Raw genomic sequence first — 16,042 nt, 5'->3', positions numbered from 1 at the left:
AGCACTCTAGTCTCCTCAACGCTAGAATTATTTTTTAGCGTTGTCTTGCCTATAATGAGCACCGATTGAGTCTTCCCTTTGTAAAGCACTTTGAATGATTGATTTTGCCGTCAACAGACGCAGACGCAATAAGCGACCAATATTACTCTGCAACATCACCTCAACTCCACCTAATGCTTCATTTAATCCACGCTCTTTACGGATAATTCCTACCTTATTCCACATTAAATTACGCAAGATTTTCTTTAAATTTCCATCTTGCTCTTTCTCCAATGGCTCTTCATGAAGAGGAAATTCACGCATGCTTCGTTGAATAATTTCCTTATTTATAATATCTAAGGCTGCTCTCTTTGCAAAAACTAAACCTTCAAGCAAGGAATTACTTGCCAAACGATTCGCCCCATGCACGCCTGTACAAGCTGCCTCCCCCAAGGCATAAAGGTTTTCCACACCTTTAACACGTCCATAAGTATCCGTCTGAATCCCACCCATTGCATAATGGAATGCAGGAGAAATAGGAATTTTATCACCCATCTTGAAACCAAAAAGCATTAAGTTATGATAAATATTAGGAAAACGTTGAATAAAAAATTCCTCTTTAAAATTTGAAATATCTAAAAAAACTTTACACTGATTTTTCTGTTGATAATCAAAAATTGCCCTTGCAACGGCATCTCTTGGAGCAAGCTCTCCCCTTTTGTCGTAATCAAACACAAATCGTCGTCCATTTTCATCAACAATTACTGCTCCCTCACCACGTAAAGCCTCACTCAATAATGGCTTTCTTGGACGCGAAGTATCTACAAAAACAGTTGGGTGAAATTGTAACATCTCCATATCTTTCAATCGTAAGCCATGCTCTAAAATCATACCATGCAATTCACCCGCAACAGTATAGGCGTTTGTGTGATACTCAAACAAGCCACCAAGCCCGCCACTTGCAATAATCACAACAGGTGCGTATAAATTATAATTCCCTCGTTTTGTCAAAACGCTAACCCCATAGCAACGATTCTCCTCAATCAACAATTCTGTAACGGTTGCATTTTTCCATAAAGTATGCGGAATTTGCGTAATAAGATGACTATGCAAAACACGTCCTGTACAATCACCGCCCGCGTGAATAATACGATTTGTAGAATGGGCAGCTTCTTTTGTGAAAAGCAATTTTCCATTCTCATCACAATCAAACGGCACATGCCTTGCAATTAAATCTTGTAAAATTTCTAAACTCTCTTTACTTAAAATTTCAACAGAGTCTACATTGCACATTCCAGCACCCGCATGCAATGTGTCTAAAATGTGTTGCGCAATATCTTCTAAATCTTTTGCAACAGCAATTCCACCTTGTGCATAAAAGGTATTACATTCCCAAGGTTGTTCTTTACACAAAATCAAAACGCGTTTTTCCTTAGGAATATTCAAAGCCGTATACAATCCAGCTACTCCTGCTCCAATAATAATCACATCATAATTGAGTCCCACTTGATCCCTTTATTAGCAATTCACCATGCTCAAGCGTTCCATCATCAATCATCGGAACACTCGGCGATGGATCTCCATAAAGCAATTCCAATCCTTCCTTTTTTGTAGGAGTATGGTAATACGGGTCTGATTTGTATCCACAGCCTACCAAAAAAAAAGAAAAATATGCTATCATTACACCATGAAAACAGCACAACAAATTATTCATCATTTAACAGATTCTCCCCCGTTCGCCAAACTTAAGGAACAAATGAGCCTTAAGAGCCTCTTTGCAGAATGTATGCCCTCACTCTTGCCTAAAATTTTATACCTAAAAATCAACAACAATCGGCTACATATTTGCGTGAAACATCCCGCATACAAAAGTGAAATCAATTATAATTTAAACACAATAAGAGAAATATTAAAAATGACTAAAGGAACGCATTTTGGGGATTTAAGCTTTATTGAACATATTGACATTAGTGTGGTCTATCATCAGCAACGACAAGAAGAATACATTGAAGAAAAATGTTTTATTGAAAGTGCGGAAGGGGAATTCAAAAATAATGCAAAGAATCCACGCATTCATAAAATTTTTGAAGAAATGCGTGAACAAATTTTCAAAATCCATCGCTTAAGTCAATGTGAATTTGGAAGTCATGAATGGCGAATCAACCAGTAATTCTCCCACAAAGCCTTAAAAAAAGTATCAGTGAACTCCCTCAATCAAGTGGGGTTTATCAATATTATGACAACCGCCATCAACTCCTTTATGTTGGCAAAGCAAAGAACCTCAAAAAACGCGTGAAGAGTTATTTTGCATTCACCCCCTACCTCTGCCCTGCCCCAAATCTCTCTATACGTATCTCCAAAATGATTAGCCAAACAACACAAATCCATTACTTACTAACCAATAATGAACAAGATGCACTGATTTTGGAAAATTCACTCATCAAACAACTAAAACCAAAATATAATATTCTCTTAAGAGATGATAAAACTTTTCCTTATATTTTTTATGCCCCATTTGAAGAATATCCGCGTTTAGAAATAACAAGAAAACTATTTAAAGATTCAAGAATCCGCTATTTTGGTCCTTATACGATGGGTGCAAAAGAGTTACTCGATTCTTTATATGAGGAATTTACATTGGTGCAACAAAAAAGTTGCTTAAGGGGTAAAAAAAGTTGCTTGTTTTACCAGATTCAACGTTGCAAAGCTCCATGTGAGAAAAAAATTACACAAGAAGAATACAGAATTATTTTTGAAAATGCACTCTATCACCTACAACACCCAGAAAAATTAAATCAACTTCTTAAATCAAGAATGCAACATTATGCTAAGGAATTACGCTTTGAAGAAGCAACGACATTAAGAGATAGAATCGCCAAAATTCAGAAAATTCAACACCATTCACAAATTGACTTTGCAAAATCTGAAAACCTTGACATTTTAGCTTCTGCATCACAAAATGGTAAAATTTTACTTTTGTGGTTATTTATGCGTGAAGGAAAAATTATCTCAAGCAAGGAGCAGATTCTAAGAGGGGAACACACTGAAGAGGAATTATTTAAATCTGCGATTATGGGACATTTTAAAGAAAATATACCTCTCCTTCCCCAAGCCATCCTGCTACCAATTCGCCTACAAGAAAAAACTTTACTAGAAAACTATCTTCATCAAATATATAAACGCAAAATAAAAATTATTACACCAAAAAAGGGGCAAAGAAAAGAATTAGTTATATTATGCCAAAAAAATGCAACTGAAAGTTTACGCTCACAACTCCTAAAATCTCAAGAGGAAGAAAATATTTTAGAACAAATTCAACAACTCTTTAAACTTAATTTTATTCCATCAAGAATTGAATGTTTTGATACTTCTCATTATCAAAAACAAGCACCTGTTGGCGCAATGATTGTTTATGAAAATGGTATGTTAGACAAAGAATCTTATCGACATTATCGATTAGAAGGGCAAGATGAATATACACAATTTAAAGAAATGCTTTTTCGTCGTATCCAAAGCTTTGAATCTAATCCACCGCCAGATTTATGGCTACTTGATGGTGGAATTGCACAAATCAGAATTGCCCAAGAACTTCTTGAAAGTTACGGAACAAGGATTGATGTTTTGGGTATCGCAAAACAAAAAGTTGATTCTAAAGCTTATCGTGCAAAAGGTGCTAGTGCAGATATTATCAGAACCAATTTGGATGATTTTCATCTTTCACCCAATGATAGACGACTACAATTGTTACAAAAAATTCGTGATGAAGCTCATCGTTTTGCCATTACCTTTCACCGCAAAAAGAAACGCGAAGATGACCGCCACATCCAGCTATTAGAAGCATCTGGAGTAGGAATATCGCGCCTAAAGAAATTATTACAATACTTTGGAAGTTTTGAAGCTATTTCACAAGCAAGCCTTGAAGAACTTTCACAGGTTGTGGGTGAGAAAATTGCCCAAAACATCAAATCAATTCAAACGCCAAGTAATAGGGATCTCTAAAATACGTTCTCGATTTGGGGCAGGAAAGGACATAGAGGCAGTTTTTAAAACTGATAATGTTTGATTATTGAGAATCTCATGTGCGGTTGTATGTGTGATCCTTAAATCTGTTATTTGCCCTTGTGCATTCAACGCCATACGCACAATAACCCTCCCAGTCAATCTCATTCTTAGAGCAATACGCGACCATTTTTGATGTTTAGCAATAATATTTGCAACCTCAATCAAAAAAGGATCATTTGTATTCCCACCAACTCTTTCTAAGGTTTGTGTTTTTTGAGTAGGTTCTGTATTTACAGATTGTTTAGAATTATTTATGCTTTTATGAGAATACTTCTCTATATTACTTTTATGTTTATTATCTGCTTTTTTTTGTTTTTTCTTTGGTGTTTTAACAGGTTTTGTAGACACAACTTGTTGTTGTGGCTGTGAAGCCACTTCAGACTTAGGAGAATCTTGAACTGGGCTAATGGTTTGCAAAGCCGCAAGAGAGAAGGCAATCTCTGACTTTTCTTGAGAGGGAAGCATTATGTGGGTATTTTGAATCTCCAAAGCAGCAATCACTAGAGGAATGTGCAACAAGGAAGCACCAAAGATGCCAACAAAATTAGAATGTGACTTAATGTTGTTCGGTAATGATTTTAAAATTTTCATGCTGATACCTCTTTAGAATAATAATGACTTGAATAAAAGAATCCAATGGACTTTCCTTATCACCCACTAGATAAATCCATTCTTGACGTTGTAATTGTTGAATGTAGTTTGAAATTTCTTCCAAATTCGTCAAAACATTATCTAAATAAAGTTGACCTTTTTTATCAATCTTAAGCTCAACGCTTTTAGAATCACTCGACAACTTTTCTGTTTGTGCTTTAGGTAGGGCAATCTTAATTTCTCCCTGTGCAATAAAAGTTGAAAGGCTAAGCACAATTGCAAGCAAAACAAGAATTACATCAATGAATGGTACAATATTCAGCCCATCGCTATGTGGCATTTTCATGAAGTTTTCCCTGCTTGATAAAGATGCAAGAGTACGTTGACGCGTCTCATTAATGCATGATAAATCATCAAAGTAGGAATAGCTACAAATAAACCTAAGGCTGTCGCTTTCAAGGCTAAGCTTAAACCAATCATAATCGCTTGAGTCTCTAAACCACCTGCCTGCCCCATATCATAAAACACAATCATAATCCCAATCACTGTTCCTAAAAGCCCTACATAAGGGGCATTAGAATAAATGATATAAAGAATAGAAAGATTGTTAGTTAAAGCTACCTCTAATTCTTCTTTTGAGTTACACTTTTCAATGTCATAACGACTTAAAAAATAAGCCCGCTCAATGCTAAACCAGCAAGCACAAAAACTCATCAAGCCCAAAATAGCAAAAATAATGTAATCAATATATTCCTTGAGGAACTCCATCACCTATCCTTATTCTTTTTAGTATAGTGATTTTACATTATTTTAGTATTGATTGTCAAGACTAATATTAATTTATAGCATTATAATAAATATTTCCCTTGAAAGATACGATAATTATTGTTATACTTCATAAAAAAGGAATTAGTATGATTTTAAAGATTATATTTATTATTATTTTATCTAATACATTTTTTGCATTCTCGCAGCAGCAACAAGATTTCAATATCATCAATCAAAAGTTAGAATCTATTTTTAAAAAATATGGAGTAAAGGGCGTTCTTGTTATACAAGCTGGTTTTTGCAACCAAGAAGAAATAGAAAAATGCCCAAAATATTCCACAATATATAAACAAAATATAAAAAATAATAGCAATGATTTTAATCGCTCAAAAATTCGCTATATGCCCGCTTCCACATTTAAAATCTATCATTCACTTTTTGCGTTAGACTCTGGGATTATCCCTAATGTAGACAAAAATTTTTATCATTATTCTGGAGAAAGTGTCGCAATAGAAAGCTGGAAAAGTGACGCAAATTTAAGAAATGCTATGCACAAATCTCAAGTTCCTGCTTTTCAGCAAATCGCACAAAAACTTGGTAAAGTAAGAATGCAAAACTATCTCACAACCCTCCATTTTGGTAATGAAACCATCGGTGAAAAATTAGATTATTTTTGGCTTGATAATAGCCTAAAAATTAGCGCACAAGAACAAATAAGCCTTATCGGGCGATTAAGTACACTTTCTTTACCTTTCAGCAAAGAAAATCAGCAACAAGTTATCGATATTATTGCGTTAGAAAAAGGTCAAAATTATACCCTTTATGGAAAAACTGGTTTGACTCGATTTGATTCCTCTGGTATTTCTTGGTTTGTAGGATTCTTGGATTATAAAGGTATTATTTATCCCTTTGCATTCAACGCAGATTCTCATTCATTGCATAACTATACACATGGAACAAATACAAAAAAACCGCAAATTCCATTTGTTAAAGAATGTTTAGAGGAAATCATAAATATAAAATTTGATAAAATATAAAAAGTAAAAATATATTTACATTACAAAGGTAAATTGCCTATTCAAAAACATCAATCAAGAATCTTAACACATTCAATCGTCAATATTAAGACTGAATAATATTACATTTCGGTAATGTTGACTTCAACCACTCCAATTCTTCATCTCTAAAAGAATTTGGGCTTAGGTAAATCTCCTCTAAAGAATGCAAAGAAGCAATTTCTCTAGGAAATTCACTGATAGGATTATTGCTAACATCTAACCATTTAAGGTTTGTTAATTGTCCAATTTCTTTTGGAATTTTTTCTAATTGATTATCTTTTATCAATAAAGATTTTAAATTATTCAAGTTTCCTATTTCAGATGGCAACGCTCTTAATCTATTACTCTCCAAACTTAAAATCTCCAAATTCTCAAGTTGACTAACCTCCACCGGTAAAGATTTGATGCTATTATTCCATAAAAATAATTTTTTCAAGTTCTTGAGGTAACCAATTTCAGGAGGAATTTCAGAAATTTTATTATTATACAAATCCAGCTCTTCTAACTGTGATAATAGCCGAATTTTATTAGGAATCTCCAAAAGTAAATTACTGCCTATAGCAAGTCTCTCAAGTTTCTTTAAGGAAAAAAGGCATTCTGGGAATTGAGTCAAAAAATTATTCCGCACCGAAAGCCTCCTAAGATTGTGTAAATTCTGAATACTTTCAGGAATCTCAATCAAACAATTACTACTTAAATTTAAGTTTCTTAACTGCTTCAACTGACCTATTTCTTCAGGAATTTTGCTAAGTTTATTCCAACCTAAGCCTAATTCCTGAAGATTAGTGAGGCGACCAATCTCCTTTGGCAGTGTCGTCAGGTAATTATTATAGAGGTCAAGTTTTTGGAGTTTTGATAACTGAAAAATTTCTAATGGAAGTTCCATAATACGATTATTATATAAATCAATTTCTATTAAATTTTTTAAAATATCTTTATTTTTTGGGAAACCTGTGTAATAAATATGTCCATCATAAGTTAAGTTTTCCTGGTAGCTCTCAATATGATTTTTCGTCGCCCATAACACCAAAACATCGAGATATTTTTCCATATTCTACTACTCCTTTGCGGTGTATTATAGCACTAACAACATTAATAATCTTTAACCATAAATTTGCTTTAACCCAAAATATTAGGCGTTAGAAATCAAGAATCGAAATATTAAGCAAAATAATGTAAAATACGTCAACAATTACACAAGGATAAGATAATGAAAGTTTTGTTACTCAAAGACGTTCAAGGGCTAGGCAAATCTGGCGAAATTCATGAAGTTAAAGATGGTTATGGACAAAATTTTTTAGTCAAGAAGAATCTAGCACACATTGCAACAAATGAGGTAATCAACCGCTACAAAGCAGAGATGAGAAAAAAAGCAGAATTAGAGGCTGCAAAAAAAGCAGAGTATGAGCAAATCGCTACAAAATTAGCAAAAATTACCTTGCTTATTTCCACAAAAGTAGGCAAGAATGGTATGCTACAAGGTGCAATCACAAAAGAAGATATTGCAACACTTCTTGAAAAACAACACAAAATTCAGGTTGACAAAAAAGGTATTGAGCTTACCTCCCCTATTAAAAGCACAGGTTTATATGACTTAGAAATCAAGCTTGGTGCTGGGATTAAGACAACTTTCAAACTTGATGTACAAGGGGAAGATTAATGTTTGATGCAACAACCATACTTGCCTACAAAGGTAAAAATTGCTCCGTTATTGGTGGAGACGGACAAGTAACATTAGGTAACTGCATTATGAAAGGAAATGCAACCAAAATTCGGACACTTTATCATGGAAAAATCTTGAGCGGTTTTGCAGGAAGCACTGCCGATGCATTCACGCTATTTGATATGTTTGAGCGCATTCTTGAAAATCGCAAGGGCGATTTAATGAAATCTGTTATTGATTTTTCTAAGGAATGGAGAAAGGATAAATATTTAAGAAGACTTGAAGCCATGATGATTGTGCTTGATCGTTCTCATATCTTTATCTTAAGCGGAACAGGAGATGTTGTTGAGCCAGAAGATGGAGTCATTGCAGCAATTGGAAGTGGCGGAAATTACGCTATTTCAGCAGCAAGAGCTTTGTATAAATTTACCTCTATTGAAGAAGAAACACTCGTTAAAGAATCCCTGCAAATTGCGGGTAATATTTGCATTTACACGAACACAAATATAAAAACATTAGTACTAAAAGATAAAACAGAGGAGAGCAAACAATGAAACAAGAAATGACGCCCAGGGAAATTGTTTCTTATCTTGATGAATATATTATTGGACAAAAAGAAGCAAAAAAACGCGTAGCTATTGCACTTAGAAATCGCTATCGCCGTAAACAATTAGACAAAGAATTGCAAGATGAGGTCGTACCCAAAAATATCTTAATGATCGGTTCAACTGGTGTAGGGAAAACGGAAATCGCACGTCGAATGGCAAAAATTTTAGGCTTACCCTTCATTAAAGTTGAAGCAAGCAAATATACAGAAGTTGGCTTTGTTGGACGTGATGTAGAATCGATGGTTAGAGACCTTGTAAATGCCTCTATCATGCTTGTTAAGGAAGAACAGAAAGAAAAAAATCAAGCAGCAATTCATGATTATGTGATTGATAAAATTACACAAAAATTACTTCCAGCCCTACCAAAGGGTTCTCCGCAAAATAAACAAGATGAGTACAAGATTGCTTATGATAAAAAGAAAAAAAGTGTTTTAGAGGGTAAAGAGGACCATCTAAAAATTGAAATTGAATTGCCCAAAAAGAGCATTGAATTTCAAGAGGGGAATTTACCACCTGAAATTGTTCGCATTCAAGAATCAATCACTAAAGTTTTTATGAGTTCTAACAAGGAGTCTCCAAAAAAGGAAGTTACTGTAGCAGAAGCCAAAGAGATTCTGAAGGTTGAGGCAAGTGAAGAACTCTTAGATATGGATTCTATACGACTTGAGGGTTTAAAACGGGCTGAAGAAGATGGAATTATTTTTATAGATGAAATTGATAAAGTTGCTGTTTCTGGTAATGGTTCAAGTCGTCAAGATCCAAGCAAAGAAGGAGTTCAAAGAGACTTACTTCCCATTGTTGAGGGTAGTAGCATCAGCACAAAATATGGACAAATTAAAACCGACTACATTTTATTTATTGCAGCTGGGGCTTTTCACCTAAGCAAACCAAGCGATCTTATCCCTGAATTGCAGGGAAGATTCCCTTTAAGGGTGGAGTTAAACTCTCTTGATGAGGAAATTTTATACCAAATTCTTACTCAACCTAAAAATTCTTTACTAAAACAATATATTGCCTTAATTAAAACTGAAGAAGTTGATTTAGAATTTGAAGATTCTGCCATCAGAGCCTTAGCTAAACTTTCACAAAAAGCAAATGAAAAAACTGAAGATATTGGTGCAAGACGGCTACACACTGTACTTGAAAAGGTGCTTGAAGAGGTCAGTTTTAAGGCCGATGAATACAAGGGACAAAAATTTGTCATCAATGAAGAAATGGTACATCAAACACTAGATGACCTCATTGAAAACACAGATGTCGCTCGCTACATTCTATAGATTGTTGTAAAGTATTAAATGATTACGAAGGCGGGTTTTGTCGCTCTTGTTGGGCGTCCAAATGCAGGAAAAAGTACACTTTTAAATACACTTGCACACGAGCATTTAGCGATGGTTTCGCATAAGGCAAATGCCACACGTAAACGCCTAAATTGTATCGTGTTGCATCAAAATGCACAGATTATTTTTACTGATACACCAGGCATTCACCAACAAGAAAAATTACTGAATCAGTTTATGCTCAATGAAGCATTGAAAGCATTAGGGGATTGTGATTTATCGGTATTCATTGCTCCTGCTACAGATAATGTCCAACATTATAAAGATTTCTTAAGCCTCTGTAATCATCGTAGGCACATTCTCCTTTTAAGCAAGATTGACACGATTACGCAAGCAGATTTACTAGTAAAAATTACGGAATATCAAGCTTATAGTCATCTCTATGAAGCCTTAATTCCCTACTCTGCCACAAAAAAAATTGGCATAACCTCCTTACTTACAGAAATTATCAAATATTTACCTAAATCACCGCCACTCTATGATGAAGAAATAATTACTACAGAGAACTTCAGAGAATTATATAAAGAAATGATTCGGGAAGCCATTTTTGAATATATGAGTGATGAAATTCCCTATGAAAGCGATGTCCAAATTCTCGCCTTCAAAGAATCACCGCTGTTAGATAGGGTAAAGGCCGTCATTGTTGTTGATAAAGAAAGTCAAAAAGGCTTGATGATTGGTAAAAAAGGTGAAAATATCAAAAGAATTGGTCGCAAAAGTCGTGAGTTAATGGAAGCCTTGAGTGAAAAAAAAGTTTTTTTAGAACTTTCTGTTAAAGTTAAAAAGGGCTGGAGCAAAAAAAAGGAATTCTTAGCTCAATTTGGTTATAATTTTGAGTAATAATAACCTTAAAAGGAGTTTTTTTATGAGGATTTTTTGGTATTTGGTTTGTTTATCGGTGGCTGTTTTTGCTACTGATTTTGATTTTGTTAAAGCGTATCGGCAAGGCGGAATACAAGCGATTGAAAATGCCGTACATAAACAACTCATGTCTTATGATTACTGGCTAAATTCTTTATCACAAAACGATATTCGCTTTGGCTATTATGAAAGTGTTAAATTCGTCTTTGTTGCCGATAAAAAAGAATCCACTTTAAAACTTTTTGACATTAATGAAGCACATCAGCTTACAGAAAAATATTCCAATAATGCTCTCATGGGTTCTAAACCCGGTGATAAACTGGTTGAAGGTGACCTAAAAACACCTATTGGTGCTTATGATTTAACTACAAAGCTCACAAAACTTGACCAATTTTATGGACCCCTTGCCTATGTAACTTCCTACCCTAATCTTTATGACCGATTGCAAAATAAAACAGGCTATGGAATATGGATTCACGGGTTGCCTTTTAATGGGGATAGAGAAATTAATACACGTGGTTGCATTGCTATCGATAATACACAATTACTCAATATTGATAAAGAAATGAATATTAAGAATGCTATTCTTATCACTGGCGATGGAAACTTAACAGAAATGACAAAAGAACAAGCAGCAAATATTCTTTCAGGATTATTTCAATGGCGGAATGCATGGGAAAAAAATGATTTTGAAACATATATTGCATTCTATGATAAAAACCAATTCAAGCGGTTTGACAAAATGAAATTCAACGATTTTAAAGACTACAAGAGACGTATTTTCTCAAAGAATGAATCCAAAACGATTGAATTTAAAACCATCAATATTTCTCCATATCCTAATGAAAAGGGTGAACAATTCTTCAGAATTTCTTTTTATGAGAAATACAGAGCATCTGGAGGCTACCGATTTGAAGGAAACAAAGAACTATATGCAAGATTACAAAACAATAAGCTCCAAATTGTTGCGGAACGTTAACTGTATTTTAGGCTTGAATGTATTTTTTAGGCATTCAAGCCTAACTAATAATCATTTATGCGGACATCGTAGCAACTCAACCTTTTTCTTGCTACTAAAATAAAATATAGACTTCTTCTTATCACTCAATACATCATTTGCAAAAATGAAACCTCCCAAAAACACTACCATTATAACACTTAAAATAGTTTTCAAATAGTCTGTATCGCCTGATTATTAATGTCTATCTTACCTAATGTTAAAAATCAAGATTGAAACATTGCGGCACAAGATTTTCATAAAGTCTGCATAATTAAACTTAAAATATTATAAAAATTTATATTTTATCTTGAGAAATGAACGCACACTCAAAGTAATATTAAAACAAGCACTCTATTTTATAGAAACTTAGTAGAAATTTAAGTGAACTCATTACAGAATTCCTCAACCAACTTAAATTAATCAAGCCCCCACTTTTTGGATTGGGGGCATTTTTGAGAATTTAGAAGTTCTTAGAATAAGAATTAAATATTTATAGTCCCAAAAGCTCCGCTACTCTCGCGCCATAAGCTGCATCAGCTTTTTTGAAATGTTCGATTTGTCGTTTTTTAATCTCTACTGGCACACCTTCCATATGTTCTTTGATATTTTGGCAGAGTGCTTCTTTTTGTTCAGCATTCATCAAGCGATACAAATCTCCTGCTTGGCTATAATAATCGCTGTCATCGTCTCTGTGATTGAATCTATCCATTACGCTACCTTCTTGTATATGCAATGGTGGCTCAATAGCGTTTTTATCTTCGCTATACTCATCAAAATGACTTGGTTGATAGTTTCTTGCATCACCAAAAGTTCCCATTTGCATATAACCATCTCTATGAGTATTGCTCACAGGTGCGATAGAGGCATTTACAGGAAGTTGGTAATGATTAATGCCTAATCTATATCGTTGTGTATCACCATAGCTAAAAAGTCTGCCTTGAAGCATTTTATCAGGGCTATATCCGACACCTGGCACGATATTTGCAGGGTTAAACGCAGCTTGCTCTACTTCAGCAAAATAGTTCTTAGGGTTTTGATTGAGTTCCAAAATTCCTACTTCAATCAATGGATAATCCTTATGACTCCAAGTTTTTGTGAGGTCAAAAGGATTGATTTTATAAGTGTTTGCTTCAGATTCTGGCATAATTTGCACACAGAATCTCCATTTAGGGAAGTTGCCTTTCTCAATATTGTCATATAAGTCTCTTTGGTGAGATTCTCTATCTTGTGCGATAATATCAGCAGCTTCCTTATTTGTAAGGTTGTGGATTCCTTGCATTGATTTGAAATGGAATTTCACCCAAAATCGTTCATTTTTTGCATTGATAAAGCTATAAGTATGACTACCAAATCCGTGCATTTCGCGATAACTTCGTGGAATACCTCTATCACTCATAAGAATTGTTACTTGGTGTAAAGTCTCTGGGTGTAAGCTCCAAAAATCCCATGACGCAGTGCTATTGCGCAAATTTGTCTTAGGGTCGCGTTTTTGTGTATGAATGAAATCCGGGAATTTTATCGCATCTCTTATAAAAAATACCGGTGTGTTATTCCCTACAATATCCCAATTTCCTTCATTTGTGTAAAACTTCAATGCAAAGCCTCGCACATCTCGCTCTGCATCGGCTGCTCCTCGCTCACCTGCCACGGTTGAGAATCGTAAAAATGCTTTTGTTTTTTTGCCCACTTTGCTAAAAATATCAGCCTTTGAATATTGTGTAATATCATTTGTAATAGTGAGTTCGCCATACGCTGCACTACCTTTTGCATGGACGACGCGTTCTGGGATTCTCTCTCTATCAAAATGGGCTAATTTTTCTAAAAGCCAAGTATCTTGCAAAAGTGTTGGTCCTCTTTTTCCTGCAGTCATTGAGTTTTGATTATCACCGATTGGCGTTCCTGTTGCGGTTGTGAATTTCTTGTTCATCGTTGTCTCCTATATTTTTAAGATATTGAATTATAGAATACTTTTACTTAAAGAAAAATTTTATCTACTAAAAATTTTTTTAATTAGTTTAAAAATTGTTTACAACGATGAAGTAGAATTTGATTTTTAATTTTACTTTTAAGGATAATCGATGAATCGAAGACAATTTTTTGCATTCAATGCACTCTTGCTCACGCAAGCAATTTACGCTTCCAATCAACAAAGCCATCATCAAGGGCATTCAACACATAAAATTCACAATACACATTCTGAAACACCACAGCCCATCGTTATATCTCAAGACATTCCTTTATTAAAAAAGGAACTTTTTCCTAGCAAAAAAGATCTTAAACCTTTACCTTTACTCAAAAATGAATCTTCTAAACAAGGTGTCTTTCAAGGGACAATCCATATTCAAGAATCTAAAATTGAGATAATCAAAGGAAAACCTACTACTTTTATGACATACAACGGATTAATTCCGGGTCCAAAAATAGAAGCTTTTGAAGGCGATACCATTCATATTCGTGTCATTAACCACCTCAATGAACCCACAACAATCCATTGGCATGGACTTCCTGTTCCACCAGAACAAGACGGCAATCCGCATGATCCAATATTGCCTCATCAAGAAAGAATTTATCATTTTGTACTTCCTAAAAATTGTGCAGGAACATACTGGTATCATCCACATCCTCATTACATCACTTCAAAACAAGTAGCAAGAGGCTTAGCTGGAGCATTTGTCGTAAAATCTAAAGATGCACTTTCGGATTTAAAGGAACAAGATTGGTTAATTAGTGATTTAAGATTGAATCAAGATGCACAAATTCCTGACAATAATATTTTAGATTGGCTTAATGGGCGCGAGGGTGAATTTGTCCTCATTAATGGGCAATATCAACCTAAAATTCAAATTCAAGGTTTAGAGAGAATTAGAATCTATAATTTATGCAGTTCACGTTACCTAAAACTACATATTCCTAACACAACCTTTATGCTTGTTGGCACAGATGGCGGGCTATTAGAATCTCCACAGGAATATAAAGAATATCTACTCTCCCCTGCTGAACGTATTGAAATTGTTATCAATGCACCTAAAAGTGGAGAATATGCACTCCAAAGCCTGTATTACAATCGGCAAAAAATGATGGTAAAAGAAGTACCTGAAACATTAAATCTTGCGACTATCAACCTAAATACAAACAACCAAAGTATCACGCAACTACCCAAAACATTACGCAAATTTCAAGCCTTAGAAAAGGCGATTAGTCACAAAAAAGTTATTCTTAGCGAAATGGATATGGATCATCATTCAATGGATGCAGAACATATGGCAACAATGCTCACCTCTATGTTTTTAATCAACGGAAAAACCTTTAGCTTAAATCATGTGGAATTCCAAAGTAAAATAGGAGAAGTAGAAGAGTGGGAAATTATTAATGAATCGCACATGGACCACCCATTCCACATTCACGGCACACAATTTGAATGCGTAGAGTCAAAGATTCAAGGTAAAAGCACGAAACCAAATTATCGTTGTTTAAAGGACACCATCAACTTGCGTCCATATGAAACAATTAAGCTAAGAATGAAGCAAGATTTCAAGGGAAAAAGAATGTTCCATTGTCATATCTTAGAACACGAAGATTTAGGTATGATGAGTGTTGTAGAAATCATTTAACCCAAAACCATTACAAAAAAGGAATCTTTTGTAATGGTTAAAAGCCCACAAGGAAGAACTATTGCTTTAGATTCTGCTCAAGTGTATCTGTAAAAATAGATGCCGCACCGCCAGTCTTCTCATCAGCTTTCTTAAGCAAATTCTCCTTTGTCGTAGTAATTTTGCTTTCAATATTTTGTTGTGTTTTTAATTTCTTCTCCTCAATTCTTTCTTGCAAAGATTTTTCAGGAAGAGAAACCTTACCACCTGTTACATTTTGAAGTTTTTTATCCGCTGCTTGCTGAATTTTTTGCTCAACTCGATCACTCACCTCTTGTTTTGCTTTTTCTCCCTTTTCTGCTGCAACTTCACCTAAAGTTTTTCCACCAATTGTTGTCTGAATCAACACATCAGCTCCCTGCTTTATTGCCTCTTCTTTGATCTGTTCTTTGTCTGCAGCCCAAGCAAAACCGCCCACACACAAAATTAACAAATATGTATTCCAAGTTTTCATTAATTACTCCT

General features: G+C 34.6%; 17 protein-coding genes. 9 read left to right on the top strand and 8 right to left on the bottom strand.

What is annotated here, in order from left to right:
- Window positions 1–27: 27 nt before the first annotated feature.
- Window positions 28–1,485 carry an L-aspartate oxidase gene (gene nadB, locus CCZ01_RS03220; protein WP_112051795.1) on the bottom strand — a complete coding sequence of 486 codons (1,458 nt, stop codon included), beginning with the start codon at window positions 1,483–1,485 and terminating at the stop codon, window positions 28–30.
- Complete coding sequence (locus tag CCZ01_RS03215) at window positions 1,469–1,696, bottom strand: hypothetical protein (protein WP_112051794.1); 228 nt, start codon at window positions 1,694–1,696, stop codon at window positions 1,469–1,471. Before CCZ01_RS03215 ends, nadB begins: the two co-directional genes overlap by 17 nt.
- 39 nt (window positions 1,697–1,735) lie before the next feature.
- Between CCZ01_RS03215 and CCZ01_RS03210 the strand changes: the two genes are divergently transcribed.
- Window positions 1,736–2,149: a hypothetical protein gene (locus CCZ01_RS03210; protein WP_112051793.1), complete on the top strand. Its 414-nt coding sequence runs from the start codon at window positions 1,736–1,738 to the stop codon at window positions 2,147–2,149.
- On the top strand, window positions 2,131–3,978 hold the full coding sequence (gene uvrC, locus CCZ01_RS03205; RefSeq protein WP_112051792.1) for an excinuclease ABC subunit UvrC: 1,848 nt from the start codon (window positions 2,131–2,133) through the stop codon (window positions 3,976–3,978). Before CCZ01_RS03210 ends, uvrC begins: the two co-directional genes overlap by 19 nt.
- On the opposite strand, the gene CCZ01_RS03200 is transcribed toward uvrC, so the two are convergent.
- From CCZ01_RS03200 to exbB, 3 genes are read right to left on the bottom strand one after another with little or no spacing between them, the layout of a single operon-like run.
- The gene (locus CCZ01_RS03200; RefSeq protein ID WP_112051791.1) at window positions 3,946–4,632 is read right to left on the bottom strand and encodes an energy transducer TonB family protein; all 687 of its coding nucleotides are present in this window, start codon (window positions 4,630–4,632) and stop codon (window positions 3,946–3,948) included. The two genes, uvrC and CCZ01_RS03200, sit on opposite strands and share 33 nt — an antisense overlap.
- Window positions 4,598–4,978, bottom strand: coding sequence for a TonB system transport protein ExbD (exbD, locus tag CCZ01_RS03195; RefSeq protein WP_112051790.1), 381 nt, complete (start codon window positions 4,976–4,978; stop codon window positions 4,598–4,600). Before exbD ends, CCZ01_RS03200 begins: the two co-directional genes overlap by 35 nt.
- On the bottom strand, window positions 4,975–5,400 hold the full coding sequence (gene exbB, locus CCZ01_RS03190; RefSeq protein WP_112051789.1) for a TonB-system energizer ExbB: 426 nt from the start codon (window positions 5,398–5,400) through the stop codon (window positions 4,975–4,977). The genes exbD and exbB overlap by 4 nt, the downstream gene beginning before the upstream one ends.
- Window positions 5,401–5,546: 146 nt before the next feature.
- Between exbB and CCZ01_RS03185 the strand changes: the two genes are divergently transcribed.
- The gene (locus CCZ01_RS03185) at window positions 5,547–6,437 is read left to right on the top strand and encodes a class D beta-lactamase (protein ID WP_112051788.1); all 891 of its coding nucleotides are present in this window, start codon (window positions 5,547–5,549) and stop codon (window positions 6,435–6,437) included.
- 85 nt (window positions 6,438–6,522) lie between these two features.
- On the opposite strand, the gene CCZ01_RS03180 is transcribed toward CCZ01_RS03185, so the two are convergent.
- Complete coding sequence (locus CCZ01_RS03180; RefSeq protein WP_112051787.1) at window positions 6,523–7,509, bottom strand: leucine-rich repeat domain-containing protein; 987 nt, start codon at window positions 7,507–7,509, stop codon at window positions 6,523–6,525.
- A gap of 159 nt (window positions 7,510–7,668) precedes the next feature.
- Here CCZ01_RS03180 and rplI point away from each other — a divergent pair, with 159 nt between their 5' ends.
- Genes rplI through CCZ01_RS03155 form a run of 5 tightly spaced genes read left to right on the top strand, consistent with a single transcriptional unit; the run spans window position 7,669 to window position 11,906 of the window.
- Window positions 7,669–8,118, top strand: a complete 450-nt coding sequence (gene rplI / locus CCZ01_RS03175) for a 50S ribosomal protein L9 (RefSeq protein ID WP_112051786.1) — start codon at window positions 7,669–7,671, stop codon at window positions 8,116–8,118.
- Window positions 8,118–8,675 carry an ATP-dependent protease subunit HslV gene (gene hslV, locus CCZ01_RS03170; protein WP_112051785.1) on the top strand — a complete coding sequence of 186 codons (558 nt, stop codon included), beginning with the start codon at window positions 8,118–8,120 and terminating at the stop codon, window positions 8,673–8,675. Before rplI ends, hslV begins: the two co-directional genes overlap by 1 nt.
- Window positions 8,672–10,006 (top strand): HslU--HslV peptidase ATPase subunit, encoded by a 1,335-nt coding sequence (hslU, locus tag CCZ01_RS03165; RefSeq protein WP_258436511.1) that lies wholly within the window; start codon window positions 8,672–8,674, stop codon window positions 10,004–10,006. Before hslV ends, hslU begins: the two co-directional genes overlap by 4 nt.
- A gap of 18 nt (window positions 10,007–10,024) precedes the next feature.
- Window positions 10,025–10,906 carry a GTPase Era gene (gene era, locus CCZ01_RS03160; RefSeq protein ID WP_181566292.1) on the top strand — a complete coding sequence of 294 codons (882 nt, stop codon included), beginning with the start codon at window positions 10,025–10,027 and terminating at the stop codon, window positions 10,904–10,906.
- A 25-nt stretch (window positions 10,907–10,931) separates the two neighbouring features.
- Window positions 10,932–11,906 carry a L,D-transpeptidase family protein gene (locus tag CCZ01_RS03155; RefSeq protein ID WP_112051784.1) on the top strand — a complete coding sequence of 325 codons (975 nt, stop codon included), beginning with the start codon at window positions 10,932–10,934 and terminating at the stop codon, window positions 11,904–11,906.
- 511 nt (window positions 11,907–12,417) lie between these two features.
- Here CCZ01_RS03155 and CCZ01_RS03150 read toward each other — a convergent pair.
- A complete protein-coding gene (locus tag CCZ01_RS03150) occupies window positions 12,418–13,854 on the bottom strand; it encodes a catalase (RefSeq protein WP_112051783.1) in 1,437 nt (478 codons plus the stop codon).
- A gap of 151 nt (window positions 13,855–14,005) precedes the next feature.
- On the opposite strand from CCZ01_RS03150, the gene CCZ01_RS03145 reads away from it, so the two are divergent.
- Entirely contained in the window at window positions 14,006–15,538 is a 1,533-nt protein-coding gene (locus tag CCZ01_RS03145; protein WP_112051782.1) for a multicopper oxidase family protein, read from the top strand.
- Window positions 15,539–15,596: 58 nt separating this feature from the next.
- Here the strand turns inward: CCZ01_RS03145 and CCZ01_RS03140 are convergent, their stop codons facing one another.
- Window positions 15,597–16,031 (bottom strand): hypothetical protein, encoded by a 435-nt coding sequence (locus tag CCZ01_RS03140; RefSeq protein WP_112051781.1) that lies wholly within the window; start codon window positions 16,029–16,031, stop codon window positions 15,597–15,599.
- Window positions 16,032–16,042 lie beyond the last annotated feature (11 nt).

Source organism: Helicobacter monodelphidis, from assembly GCF_003288845.1.
In the GTDB taxonomy this organism is placed as follows: Bacteria; Campylobacterota; Campylobacteria; order Campylobacterales; family Helicobacteraceae; genus NHYN01.
Note: the sequence above shows the minus strand (reverse complement) of the source record. Positions and strands in the feature narration are given on the sequence as shown.